At 63.0% G+C, this 12,233-nt stretch carries 12 protein-coding genes; 9 read left to right on the forward strand and 3 right to left on the reverse strand.

Translation table 11 applies throughout. The features are described 5' to 3' along the window. The first annotated feature begins 128 nt into the window (after positions 1-128). The 4 genes from GST84_23200 (at position 129) to GST84_23215 (ending at position 3,609) form a co-directional block, all read left to right on the forward strand. On the forward strand, positions 129-926 hold the full coding sequence (locus tag GST84_23200) for a hydroxymethylpyrimidine/phosphomethylpyrimidine kinase (GenBank protein ID XGB15085.1): 798 nt from the start codon (positions 129-131) through the stop codon (positions 924-926). Positions 927-939: 13 nt separating this feature from the next. Continuing rightward, a complete protein-coding gene (locus GST84_23205; protein XGB15086.1) occupies positions 940-1,563 on the forward strand; it encodes a thiamine phosphate synthase in 624 nt (207 codons plus the stop codon). A gap of 16 nt (positions 1,564-1,579) precedes the next feature. After that, entirely contained in the window at positions 1,580-2,863 is a 1,284-nt protein-coding gene (gene hemL, locus GST84_23210) for a glutamate-1-semialdehyde 2,1-aminomutase (protein XGB15087.1), read from the forward strand. Positions 2,864-3,063: 200 nt separating this feature from the next. After that, positions 3,064-3,609: a sel1 repeat family protein gene (locus GST84_23215; protein ID XGB15088.1), complete on the forward strand. Its 546-nt coding sequence runs from the start codon at positions 3,064-3,066 to the stop codon at positions 3,607-3,609. A gap of 3 nt (positions 3,610-3,612) precedes the next feature. On the opposite strand, the gene GST84_23220 is transcribed toward GST84_23215, so the two are convergent. Then, positions 3,613-3,939: a DUF1820 family protein gene (locus tag GST84_23220; GenBank protein ID XGB15089.1), complete on the reverse strand. Its 327-nt coding sequence runs from the start codon at positions 3,937-3,939 to the stop codon at positions 3,613-3,615. Positions 3,940-4,171: 232 nt separating this feature from the next. On the opposite strand from GST84_23220, the gene GST84_23225 reads away from it, so the two are divergent. From GST84_23225 to lnt, 4 genes are read left to right on the forward strand one after another with little or no spacing between them, the layout of a single operon-like run. After that, positions 4,172-5,170 (forward strand): AAA family ATPase, encoded by a 999-nt coding sequence (locus tag GST84_23225; GenBank protein ID XGB15090.1) that lies wholly within the window; start codon positions 4,172-4,174, stop codon positions 5,168-5,170. Further along, the gene (ybeY, locus tag GST84_23230; protein XGB15091.1) at positions 5,163-5,636 is read left to right on the forward strand and encodes an rRNA maturation RNase YbeY; all 474 of its coding nucleotides are present in this window, start codon (positions 5,163-5,165) and stop codon (positions 5,634-5,636) included. Before GST84_23225 ends, ybeY begins: the two co-directional genes overlap by 8 nt. A gap of 25 nt (positions 5,637-5,661) precedes the next feature. Next, positions 5,662-6,501 carry a CBS domain-containing protein gene (locus GST84_23235; GenBank protein XGB15092.1) on the forward strand — a complete coding sequence of 280 codons (840 nt, stop codon included), beginning with the start codon at positions 5,662-5,664 and terminating at the stop codon, positions 6,499-6,501. 8 nt (positions 6,502-6,509) lie between these two features. Further along, on the forward strand, positions 6,510-8,027 hold the full coding sequence (lnt, locus tag GST84_23240; GenBank protein XGB15093.1) for an apolipoprotein N-acyltransferase: 1,518 nt from the start codon (positions 6,510-6,512) through the stop codon (positions 8,025-8,027). A 146-nt stretch (positions 8,028-8,173) separates the two neighbouring features. Here lnt and GST84_23245 read toward each other — a convergent pair whose 3' ends face one another. Then, positions 8,174-8,935, reverse strand: coding sequence for a YdcF family protein (locus GST84_23245; GenBank protein ID XGB15094.1), 762 nt, complete (start codon positions 8,933-8,935; stop codon positions 8,174-8,176). Positions 8,936-9,069: 134 nt separating this feature from the next. Further along, a complete protein-coding gene (locus GST84_23250) occupies positions 9,070-9,384 on the reverse strand; it encodes a hypothetical protein (protein ID XGB15095.1) in 315 nt (104 codons plus the stop codon). Positions 9,385-9,610: 226 nt separating this feature from the next. Between GST84_23250 and GST84_23255 the strand changes: the two genes are divergently transcribed. Then, on the forward strand, positions 9,611-12,217 hold the full coding sequence (locus GST84_23255) for a leucine--tRNA ligase (GenBank protein ID XGB15096.1): 2,607 nt from the start codon (positions 9,611-9,613) through the stop codon (positions 12,215-12,217). The last annotated feature ends 16 nt before the right edge of the window (positions 12,218-12,233 follow it).

Below are 12,233 nucleotides of genomic sequence, written 5' to 3' on the forward strand. Positions count from 1 at the left end.
AAACACAAAGAAAAGGCTCTAAATCAATGCTTTCAATAGAAAAACAAACGACAACCTGACCGATCGATCAGTAAAACTCGTTTGTCGGACGATCCGCCCAAACAGGTTTGGTGGTAAGCTCGCCGACCATGAATACCTACAGCTCCCGCCCCGTTGTCCTCTGTCTCTCCGGCCACGACCCCAGTGGCGGCGCCGGCTTGCAGGCAGATATCGAAGCCCTGATCGCCCAAGGCTGCCACGCTGCACCTGCAGTGACCGCCTTGACCGTGCAGGATACCGTCAACGTTTCCGACTTCCGCGTGCTCGACCGCGAGTGGGTGCTGGCCCAGGCCAACGCCGTGCTGGCCGACTCCACGGTGGCCGCCGTCAAGTTGGGCATGCTCGGCTCGATCGAGATGGTCGACACCGTCGCCGAACTGCTGGCCGCCCACCCCCACCTGCCGCTGGTCTGCGACCCGGTGCTGCGTGCCGGTGGCGGTGGCCGCCTGGGCAAGGACGAAGTGGGCTACGCCCTGCGCGAACGCCTGCTGCCGCTGGCAACCATCGCCACGCCGAACCTGCCGGAAGCACGCATCCTCGCCGAACTGCCCGAAGGCACCGCTGACGAATGTGCCGAGAAACTGTTGCCGTTCTGTAGACACCTGCTGATTACCGGCGGTCACGGCGACGAAGACGAAATCCACAACCGCCTGTACACCCAGGACGGCCAGCACTTCACCTGGACTTGCCAGCGCCTGCCAGGCAGCTACCACGGCTCGGGCTGCACCCTGGCCAGCGCCCTGGCTGGCCGCCTGGCACTCGGCGAGCAGCTGGAAAGCGCCGTGCGCACCGCCCTGGACTACACCTGGCGCACCCTGCGTGACGCCGAGCAACTGGGCAAAGGCCAGTACGTGCCGCGCCGCCTGCCCCTGGACTTCTGCTCCTGATACGAGGCCTTCAATGAAGCTACGCGGTCTGTATGCCATCACCGACAGCCAGCTGCTCGCCGGCCGTTTCCTGTCCCATGTCGAGGCGGCCCTGGAAGGCGGCGTGTGTCTGCTGCAGTACCGCGACAAGAGCGACGATGCAGCGCGCCGCCTGCGTGAAGCGGAAGGGCTGATGAAGCTCTGCGAGCGTTACGGCACCCAGTTGCTGATCAACGACGACGCCGAGCTGGCCGCACGCCTGGGTGTCGGCGTGCACCTGGGCCAGACCGACGGCCCACTGACCCCGGCCCGCGCACTGCTCGGCCGTCAGGCAATCATCGGCTCCACCTGTCACGCCAGCCTCGAACTGGCCACCCAGGCTGCCAGCGAAGGCGCCAGCTACGTGGCCTTTGGCCGCTTTTTCAATTCTGTCACCAAGCCGGGCGCGCCCGCTGCCAATGTCGGCCTGCTTGAGCAGGCCCGCGCCCAGGTGAAACTGCCGATCGCGGTAATCGGCGGCATCACCCTCGACAACGCCGCCCCGCTGGTCGCCCACGGTGCCGACCTGCTGGCGGTGATCCACGGCTTGTTCGGTGCCGACAGCGCGCAGGAAGTCACCCGCCGCGCCCGCGCCTTCAACGCCTTGTTCGCATCCTGATTCGAGAGATACTCCCATGTCCCGTTCCGAAGCCCTGTTCGCCCAAGCCCAGAAGCACATCCCCGGCGGCGTCAACTCGCCAGTCCGCGCTTTCAAGAGCGTTGGCGGCACGCCGCTGTTCTTCAAGCATGCCGAAGGCGCCTATGTCGTTGACGAGGACGACAAACGCTACGTCGACTACGTCGGCTCCTGGGGCCCGATGATCCTCGGCCACGGCCACCCGGACGTGCTGGACTCGGTACGCAAGCAGCTGGAGCACGGCCTGTCCTACGGCGCGCCGACCGCCATGGAAACCGAGATGGCCGACCTGGTCTGCTCGATCGTGCCGTCGATGGAAATGGTGCGCATGGTCAGCTCGGGCACTGAAGCCACCATGAGCGCAATCCGCCTGGCCCGTGGCTACACTGGCCGCGACGCCATCATCAAGTTCGAAGGCTGCTACCACGGCCACTCCGACAGCCTGCTGGTAAAAGCCGGCTCCGGCTTGCTGACCCAAGGCGTGCCAAGTTCGGCAGGCGTGCCAGCGGACTTCGCCAAGCACACCCTGACCCTGCCGTTCAACGACATCGCCGCCGTCGAGAAGACCCTGGCCGAAGTTGGCCAGACCGTGGCCTGCATCATCGTGGAGCCCGTGGCCGGCAACATGAACTGCGTACCACCGGTACCGGGCTTCCTCGAGGGCCTGCGTGAGCAATGCGACAAGCATGGCGTGGTGCTGATTTTCGACGAAGTGATGACCGGTTTCCGCGTCTCGCTCGGCGGCGCCCAGGGCCATTACGGCATCACGCCGGACCTGTCGACCTTCGGCAAGATCGTCGGTGGCGGCATGCCGGTCGGCTGCTTCGGCGGCAAGCGTGAAATCATGGGCTGCATCGCCCCGCTCGGCCCGGTCTACCAGGCCGGCACCCTGTCGGGCAATCCGCTGGCCATGGCCGCCGGCCTGACTACCCTCAAGCTGATCAGCCGCCCAGGCTTCCACGCCGAGCTGACCGACTACACCAGCCGCATGCTCGACGGCCTGCAGCAGCGCGCCGATGCCGCTGGTGTGCCATTCGTCACCACCCAGGCCGGTGCCATGTTCGGCCTTTACTTCAGCGGCGCCGACGACATCGTCACCTTCGAAGACGTGATGGCCAGCGATGCCGAGCGCTTCAAGCGCTTCTTCCACCTGATGCTCGACGGTGGCGTGTACCTGGCACCGAGCGCGTTCGAGGCGGGCTTCACCTCCATCGCCCATGGCGACAAGGAGCTGCAGATCACCCTGGATGCTGCTGAAAAAGCCTTTGCTGCATTGAAGTAATTGCCAGCCTGCGCCGGCCTCTGTGGGAGCGGGCTTGCCCCGCGAAGAGGCCGGTACAGGCAATAATTACGCACGCACAATCAGCTGACTTCCCCAACCAAGCAGAAATTCGAGTAAAACTTTGTAAGGTTGGCGCTGCTTATCCCATAATGTGCCACCAGAGACATTGGCCGCAGCTTTGCAGAGGTAAGTCGATCCCCATGAACCGCACCGGCCGCGCCCTGACCCTGGGCTGCCTGTTGCTTCTTCAGCCCCTGCTGGCCCTGGCGGAGGGCGGTAACTCGTTGCTGATTCCGGCGGCGGGCCGCTGCACCTTGAATGTTCAGCCTGAAGACCTGGCAAACGCCCTCAAGGCCTGCGAGCAGACGGCGACTGCGGGGGATGCCCAGGCGCAATTCGAACTGGGCGAGTATTACTACACGCAAACGCCAAAAAACCTGGACAAAGCCCTGGACTGGTTCCAGAAGGCCTCGCTGCAAGGCCATGCCGACGCCCAATACCGCCTGGGTGCCATGTTCTTCCATGGCGAAGGGGTCAAGGCCAACAACGTGCAGGCCTACATCCTGCTGAAGATGGCTGCGGTCAATGGCGCCGAAGATGCGCTGGACATGGCCGACGAAGTGACCGAGCAAATGCCCCGTGACGAACTGGAGCATGCCACCCAGGTGCTCGGCCAGATTTTCCGCAAGTACCTGCTGGAACTGCAGAACGCCGAAGGGCGCACGCCGTTCTCGCCACTTCCCTGAAGGTCACTTTTCCGGCATTGGCATCGGGAACGGCATCACATTGCCGCCACCCTTGGCCTCGCTGATCTTCGCCGTGCCCAGGCGCTCCACCTCATCGATACGCACAATCGAGTGCATTGGCACGAAACTGCGGACCACTCCGTCGAACTGGCTCTTGAGCTTCTCTTCACTCGGGTCCACTACCAGTTGCGAGCGCTCTCCGAACACGAACTCCTCGATCTCCAGAAAACCCCAAAGGTCACTCTGGTAGATCTGCTTGGCGTACATCTCGAAGACCTGGCCCTGGTTCAGGAAGATCACTTTATAGATGGCGGGTTCGCGTTTGCTCATGTTCGGCCAGATAACACATGCGTAAGAAAAGGTGGGCATGATACCTGTTCTGCCGTCTTCGCGGGTGAGCCCGCACCCAAAGGATCTCCACCGGCCTTGCAGGAGCGGGCTCACCCGCGAAGTGGCCAGAACAGCCCGTACATACCGTTGAACGTTTCAGTGCTTTCGCCACTGCCATTCAAGGGTTATTCTTGAGTTCAACTCCATCGCCGTCGAGCGGCTAAAAACGACCTTGAACGCACCCATAGAACCCCATCGTTTCATCCTCGAACCCTTCGAGGCCCACCGTTTCGCCAACTTGTGCGGCCAGTTCGACGAGCACCTGCGCCTGATCGAACAACGCCTGGCCATCGAGATCCGCAACCGCGGCAATCAGTTCGAACTGATCGGCGAACCCAGGACCACCTCTGCTGCCGAACAGCTGCTGCGCCGTCTCTATCGCGAGACCAAGGCCACCGACCTGTCACCGGAAACCGTGCACCTGTACCTGCAGGAGTCGGCTGTCGAAAACATCGACAACCCGGCCGTCAACGAGGTCAGCGTGTCGCTGCGCACGCGCAAGGGCAACATCCGCCCGCGCGGGCTCAACCAGCAGCGCTACGTCAAGGAAATCCTGGCCAACGACATCAATTTCGGCATCGGCCCGGCCGGTACCGGCAAGACCTACCTGGCCGTAGCCTGCGCTGTGGACGCGCTGGAACGCGAACAGGTGCGCCGCATCCTGCTGGTGCGCCCCGCGGTCGAGGCGGGTGAAAAACTCGGCTTCCTGCCCGGCGACCTGGCACAGAAAATCGACCCGTACCTGCGCCCGCTGTACGACGCCCTGTACGAAATGCTCGGCTTCGAACACGTGGCCAAGCTGATCGAACGCCAGGTGATCGAAATCGCCCCTCTGGCCTACATGCGTGGCCGCACCCTGAACAACAGCTTCATCATCCTCGACGAAAGCCAGAACACCACGCTCGAGCAGATGAAGATGTTCCTGACCCGCATCGGTTTCGGCTCTACCGCGGTGATTACCGGTGACATCACCCAGGTCGACCTGCCCCGTGGCACCAAGTCGGGCCTGGCGCACGTCATCGAGGTGCTGAAGGACGTTCCCGGGATCAGCTTTACCCATTTCCAACCCAAGGATGTGGTTCGTCACCCACTGGTACAGCGTATTGTCGAAGCCTACGACCGCTTCGAAGCCCGCCAGCCCAAGTCCGAGGCGCCTGGCAAAGATGCTTGAACTTGATATCCAACGGGCCACGGATGCTGCCACTCCAGATGACGCCGCCTTTCGCCGCTGGTGCGAATTGGCGCTGCGCCAGCGCAGCGCCGACTCGGAAATGACCATTCGCCTGGTCGACGAAACCGAAGGCCGAGAGCTGAACCACACCTACCGGCACAAGGACTACGCAACCAATGTGTTGTCGTTCCCGGCCGATGTGCCCGATGACCTGCTCGATATCCCGCTGCTGGGCGACCTGGTGATCTGTGTAGCGGTGGTCGAGCGCGAAGCGGCCGAACAAGGCAAATCGCTGGAAGCTCACTGGGCGCACCTGGTCATCCACGGTTGCCTGCACTTGCTCGGCTATGACCACATCGAGGATGAGGAGGCCGAGGAAATGGAAAGCCTGGAACGAGAATTGCTGGCAGAACTGGGTCACCCCGACCCTTATGCCGATGATGAAACCGACCCAATCACACACTGATACACGAAGGATCACGAGAACCGCCATGAGCGAAGATCGATCGAGCAACGGGCAGAAGTCCTGGCTGGGTAAACTGACCCAGGCTTTTGCCCATGAGCCGAAAAACCGCCAGGAGCTGCTTGAGCTGCTGCGCGAAGCCCATCAGAACAAACTGCTGGACAGCGAAGCGCTGACCATCGTCGAAGGCGCCATTCAGGTCGCCGACCTGCAGGTTCGCGACATCATGGTGCCGCGCTCGCAGATGAACAGCATCAAGGCCGGCCAATCGCCCCGCGAGTTCCTGCCGGCGGTGATCGACGCCGCGCACTCGCGTTACCCGGTAATCGGCGAAAGCCACGACGATGTGCTCGGGATCCTGCTCGCCAAAGACTTGCTGCCGTTGATCCTCAAGGAGAACGGTGACAGCTTCAACATCAAGGACTTGCTGCGCCCGGCCACCTTCGTACCCGAGTCCAAGCGCCTGAACGTGTTGCTGCGCGAGTTCCGCGCCAACCACAACCACATGGCCATCGTCATCGACGAATATGGCGGCGTGGCGGGCCTGGTCACCATTGAGGACGTGCTGGAGCAAATCGTCGGCGATATCGAAGACGAGCACGACGTCGAGGAAGACAGCTACATCAAGCCACTGCCCAGCGGTGATTTTCTGGTCAAAGCGCTTACTCCGATCGAGAACTTCAACGAGTTCTTCGACAGCGAGTTCTCCGATGACGAGTTCGACACGGTCGGCGGCCTGGTGATGAGCGCCTTTGGCCACCTGCCCAAGCGCAACGAAACCACCGAGATCGGGTCTTACAAGTTCCGTATTCTCAATGCCGACAGCCGGCGGATACACTTGCTGCGCCTGACTCCGATCACCCGTTAAGGACAAACATGCGTTGGTTCACCCGCCCCGGCTGGCCCGGTAACCTGCTGGCCCTGTCGGCCGGTGCTTCCACCCTCCTGGCCCTGGCGCCGTTCGACTTCTGGCCGTTGGCGGTGTTGTCCATCGCGGTGCTCTACCTTGGCCTGCGCGAGCTCAGCCCGCGCCAGGCCATGTGGCGTGGCTGGTGGTTCGGGTTTGGCCTGTATGGCGCCGGCACCTGGTGGATCTACGTCAGCATGAACACCTACGGCGGCGCCTCGCCGCTGCTGGCAATCGTGTTGTTGTTGGTGTTCTTCGCCGCACTGGCCTGGTTCTTCGCCCTGCCCACCTGGCTGTGGGCGCGCTGGCTACGACGCAACGAAGCACCACTGGCCGACGCCCTGTGTTTCGCCGCCCTCTGGCTCCTGCAAGAGGCCTTCCGCGGCTGGTTCCTGACCGGTTTCCCCTGGCTCTACGCTGGTTATAGCCAACTGGATGGCCCATTGGCCGGCCTTGCACCGCTGGGCGGCGTATGGCTGATTTCCTTCACTCTCGCCCTCACCGCCGCCCTGCTGTGCAACCTGCACCGCCTGCGCACCCGCCCCTCGTTCCTGGCCGTGGCCAGTGTGCTGTTGCTGGCCCCCTGGGTGCTGGGCCTGGCGCTCAAGGGCCATGCCTGGACCATTCCGGCAGGCGAGCCGCTGAAAGTGGCGGCGATCCAGGGCAACGTCGAGCAGGACCTTAAATGGGACCCCGCGCACATCGATGCGCAACTGGCGCTATACCGCGACCTGAGCTTCAGCTCCAGGCCGGTGGACCTGCTGGTGTGGCCGGAAACTGCTGTTCCGGTGCTCAAGGACCAGGCCCAGGGCTACATCGACGTGATGGGCCGCTTCGCCGCCGAGCGGCATTCGGCGCTGATCACGGGGGTGCCGGTGCGTGAAGAAGTGCACCACCAGCGCCGCTACTACAACGGCATCACCGTCACGGGCGAAGGCGATGGTACTTACCTCAAGCAGAAGCTGGTGCCGTTTGGCGAGTATGTACCGCTGCAAGACGTGCTGCGTGGGGCCATCGAGTTCTTCAACCTGCCCATGTCGGACTTCGCCCGCGGCCCGGAAGACCAGCCGCTGCTGCAGGCCAAGGGCTATCAGATTGCACCTTACATCTGCTACGAGGTGGTCTACCCCGAGTTCGCCGCCGGCCTGGCTGCGCGTAGCGACCTGCTGCTGACCATCAGCAACGACACCTGGTTCGGCAAATCCATCGGCCCCTTGCAGCACCTGCAGATGGCGCAGATGCGCGCGCTGGAAGCCGGCCGCTGGATGATCCGCGCCACCAACAACGGCGTGACCGCGCTGATCGACCCCTTTGGCCGCATTACCACGCAGGTTCCACAGTTCCAGCAGGCGGTGCTGTATGGCGAAGTGGTGCCGATGCAGCAGCTGACACCTTACCTGCAATGGCGCTCATGGCCATTGGCGATTGTCTGCACGCTGTTGCTGGGCTGGGCGTTGCTGGCAGGGCGTATTGCAAAAACCGTCTGATTGGCGATACGCGGCCACTGTAGGAGCGGGTTTACCCGCGAATACGGTAGTGGCGGCAACGGTGAACGGCGGGTGGAGATTGGCCGGCAGGGCAGGCCCTTTCGCGGGCAAGCCCGCTCCTACAGGGGATTATGTAAGCCGGTGAATCAGTAAAACACCCGGTACCCCACCAACCCCACCACTTCATTAAGCAGTTGCCCGCTCTGCCACATCGCCCGGCTCTCTGGCAGCAGCCCGCCAAACGGCCGCGCATGATCGCGCCCCAGGAACCCCACCGGCGCCGGCACCACCTCGAACCCCGCCTTTTCAAAACTCCAGCGTGAACGCTGCATGTGCCAGGCCTGGGTCACCAGCACCACCCGACGAATTCCCAAAGGCTGCAGCACCTTGGCCGTCAGCTGGGCATTTTCCCAGGTCGTGCGGCTGGCCTCTTCGCGCCATTTCACCTCGACAGCGAAATCCTCACGCAGGCGATCAGCCATTAGCCTCGCCTCGCTGGGCGGCGTCCCGAAATGCAACCCGCCACTGGTCAGCACTGGCAGGCCCGAGGCCTTGGCCAGACGCGCCGCAAAGCGCATACGCTCCAGCGCCGTGGCCGTGGGCTGGTCTGCGCCGCCCCAGGCCGGATCCCCGCGCTCGCGCCCGGCGCCCAGCACCACAATGGCATCCGCCTGGCTCGCCAGGCGGGCCCAGTCGCTCACGGCCAGCGGCGGCTCACTTTCCAGTACACGGGCGGTTTCCTGCACCACCAGCGGCAGGCTCATCAGCCACAGGCCACCCAATCCTACGGCAAAGCAAAGCGCCGCCAACCGTGGCCGCCGCGTGCGCAGCCACCAGGCCGCAAGCAGCAGCAAGAACAGCAGGCCCGGCGGCATCAGCCATTGTTTGATGAAGAATCGGATCGGCATCGGCCACACCTCCTTGGCAGGTGTGCAGCCTAGAAGGATCGACGCCGGGCAACAAGTGCGTACCGGCGTCGATCGTGAGTTGTGTGATAGTGAAGAACCGGCGCGCGATGGCCTGCACCTGGCGTCCTGAACGGCTAGCGATGCGGCAGCGTCCTGGGTCTCGCCTTGCTGGCGGGGCGTTTCTTGTCCTTGAGCCAGATGATCTTGGCCGACGTCGGCTCCGCTTGTGGGTAACTGCCGACAGCGGCATTGTGGCGCTCCGGGAGGGAGTCCAGGTACGCCTTGATCACTTCAAACTCCGCGTGGCTCAGGCCACGCAACTCAAGCTCAGCTGGCATCTCGTCGCGCAATCGAACCGAGGTCCTGGCCGTTTCCAGTGCCAGGCCAAGCCGGTCGATAAGGCGCTCGTAAAGCTCCGGTCTGATTGCGGGTAGCTGCGTCTCTCCCATCCGTTCACCTCATTGAAGGTAAGAATATCCCCCCCACACCTGAGCTTAGCGTCGCTGCAAAAAGCAGCCGTGTGCCGCGACCAGCGGGCATTCGCAACGAAGGTTTCCCACGATGCTCGGCGCTGCTGTATGCTACGGCGTTCACTCTAAACGACACCGGAGTGCCGGACGCAGCGAGGTTCCGCTGCCTGGAACAGGGTCTCTTCTCTCTCAGCCAAAAGTAGCCATGCACGAACAATACACGCCCCGTGATATCGAAGCCGCCGCCCAGAAGTTCTGGGACGAGCAACAATCGTTCGCTGTGACCGAACAGCCAGGCAAAGACACCTACTATTGCCTATCGATGTTCCCGTACCCGAGCGGCAAGCTACACATGGGCCACGTGCGCAACTACACCATCGGTGACGTGATTGCCCGTTACCAGCGCATGCTGGGCAAGAACGTCCTGCAACCGATGGGCTGGGACGCTTTCGGCATGCCCGCGGAAAACGCGGCGATGAAAAACAACGTCGCCCCGGCCAAGTGGACGTACGAAAACATCGACTACATGAAGACCCAGCTCAAGAGCCTGGGCCTGGCCATCGACTGGGCACGTGAAGTCACCACCTGCAAACCCGACTACTACCGTTGGGAGCAGTGGCTGTTCACCCGCCTGTTCGAGAAAGGCATCATCTACCGCAAGAACGGTACCGTGAACTGGGACCCGGCGGACCAGACCGTTCTGGCCAACGAACAAGTCATCGACGGCCGTGGCTGGCGTTCGGGCGCGCTGATCGAGAAGCGCGAAATCCCGATGTACTACTTCCGCATCACCGATTACGCCGACGAGCTGCTGGAGAGCCTCGACGAGCTGCCGGGCTGGCCTGAGCAGGTCAAGACCATGCAGCGCAACTGGATCGGCAAATCGCGCGGCATGGAAGTACAGTTCCCGTACGACCAGGCCAGCATCGGCCACGAAGGCACCCTCAAGGTCTTCACCACCCGTCCGGACACGCTGATGGGCGCCACCTACGTCGCCGTCGCCGCCGAGCACCCGCTGGCCACCCAGGCCGCGCAGGGCAACCCGGCGCTGCAGGCGTTCATCGATGAGTGCAAGAGCGGCAGCGTTGCCGAAGCCGACATGGCCACCCAGGAGAAGAAGGGCATGGCCACTTCCCTGCTGGTCGAGCACCCGCTCACTGGCGAGAAGCTGCCAGTATGGGTCGCCAACTATGTGCTGATGCACTACGGTGATGGCGCGGTAATGGCCGTGCCGGCCCACGACGAGCGCGACTTCGAATTCGCCCACAAGTACAACCTGCCGGTCAAGGCCGTGGTGCGCACCAGCGCTGGCGACGAAGTCGGCAGCGAGTGGCAGGCCGCCTATGGCGAGCACGGCCAGCTGATCAACTCCGCAGAGTTCGACGGCCTGGACTTTGCTGGCGCCTTCGATGCCATCGAAGCGGCCCTGATCCGCAAGGAACTGGGCAAATCGCGTACCCAGTTCCGCCTGCGCGACTGGGGTATCAGCCGCCAGCGCTACTGGGGCTGCCCGATCCCGATCATCCACTGCCCGTCCTGCGGCGACGTACCGGTGCCGGAAGACCAGCTGCCGGTCACCCTGCCGGAGAACGTGGTGCCGGACGGCGCCGGTTCGCCACTGGCGCGCATGCCTGAATTCTACGAATGCAGCTGCCCGAAATGCGGTGCTGCGGCCAAGCGCGAAACCGACACCATGGACACCTTCGTCGAGTCGTCCTGGTACTTCGCCCGCTATGCCTCGCCAAACTACGACAAAGGCCTGGTCGACCCCAAAGCCGCCAACCACTGGCTGCCGGTAGATCAGTACATCGGTGGTATCGAACACGCGATCCTGCACCTGCTGTACGCGCGTTTCTTCCACAAGCTGATGCGTGACGAAGGCCTGGTCACCTCGAACGAGCCATTCAAGAACCTGCTGACCCAGGGCATGGTGGTCGCAGAGACCTACTACCGCGTTGCCAGCAACGGCGGCAAGGACTGGTTCAACCCGGCCGATGTCGAGATCGAGCGTGATGCCAAAGCCAAGATCATTGGCGCTCGCCTGAAGACCGACGGCCTGCCGGTGGAAATCGGCGGCACCGAGAAAATGTCGAAATCGAAGAACAACGGCGTCGACCCGCAGTCCATGATCGAAGCCTACGGCGCCGACACCTGCCGCCTGTTCATGATGTTCGCCTCGCCGCCCGACATGAGCCTGGAATGGTCCGACTCCGGCGTCGAAGGTGCCAGCCGCTTCCTGCGTCGTGTCTGGCGCCTGGCTCAGGCTCACGTCAGCCAAGGCCTGCCAGGCAAGCTGGATGTTGCCGCCCTGGACGACGCACAAAAAGTCATCCGCCGCGCCATTCACGCTGCCATCAAACAGGCCAGCATCGACGTGGGCCAGTTCCACAAGTTCAATACCGCCATCGCCCAGGTGATGACCGTGATGAACGTACTGGAAAAGGCCCCGCAAGCCACCGAACAGGACCGCGCCCTGCTTCAGGAAGGCCTGGAAGCCGTTACCCTGCTGCTGGCACCGATCACTCCGCACATCTCTCATGAGCTGTGGCAGCAACTGGGCCATGCAGGCTCGGTGATCGATGCCGCCTGGCCAAGCGTCGACGAACAGGCGCTGGTCCAGGACACCATTACTTTGGTGGTTCAGGTCAACGGCAAACTGCGCGGCCAGGTCGAGATGCCTGCCGCTGCCAGCCGCGAAGAAGTCGAAGCCGCTGCCCGCAGCAACGAGAATGTCCTGCGCTTCATCGATGGCCTGACCATCCGCAAGGTCATCGTGGTACCGGGCAAGCTGGTCAACATCGTCGCCAACTGATGAAAACGCCCACCCG

The organism is Pseudomonas putida, from assembly GCA_041879295.1.
GTDB lineage: Bacteria > Pseudomonadota > Gammaproteobacteria > Pseudomonadales > Pseudomonadaceae > Aquipseudomonas > Aquipseudomonas putida_Y.

Coding starts and splice junctions, on each gene's coding strand:
- GST84_23235 (XGB15092.1), top strand. CDS start 5,662: ATGAGCGAAGATCGATCGAGCAACGGGCAGAAGTCCTGGCTGGGTAAA.
- GST84_23255 (XGB15096.1), top strand. CDS start 9,611: ATGCACGAACAATACACGCCCCGTGATATCGAAGCCGCCGCCCAGAAG.
- hemL (XGB15087.1), top strand. CDS start 1,580: ATGTCCCGTTCCGAAGCCCTGTTCGCCCAAGCCCAGAAGCACATCCCC.
- GST84_23200 (XGB15085.1), top strand. CDS start 129: ATGAATACCTACAGCTCCCGCCCCGTTGTCCTCTGTCTCTCCGGCCAC.
- GST84_23250 (XGB15095.1), bottom strand. CDS start 9,384: ATGGGAGAGACGCAGCTACCCGCAATCAGACCGGAGCTTTACGAGCGC.
- GST84_23215 (XGB15088.1), top strand. CDS start 3,064: ATGAACCGCACCGGCCGCGCCCTGACCCTGGGCTGCCTGTTGCTTCTT.
- GST84_23245 (XGB15094.1), bottom strand. CDS start 8,935: ATGCCGATCCGATTCTTCATCAAACAATGGCTGATGCCGCCGGGCCTG.
- GST84_23220 (XGB15089.1), bottom strand. CDS start 3,939: ATGAGCAAACGCGAACCCGCCATCTATAAAGTGATCTTCCTGAACCAG.
- GST84_23205 (XGB15086.1), top strand. CDS start 940: ATGAAGCTACGCGGTCTGTATGCCATCACCGACAGCCAGCTGCTCGCC.
- lnt (XGB15093.1), top strand. CDS start 6,510: ATGCGTTGGTTCACCCGCCCCGGCTGGCCCGGTAACCTGCTGGCCCTG.
- ybeY (XGB15091.1), top strand. CDS start 5,163: ATGCTTGAACTTGATATCCAACGGGCCACGGATGCTGCCACTCCAGAT.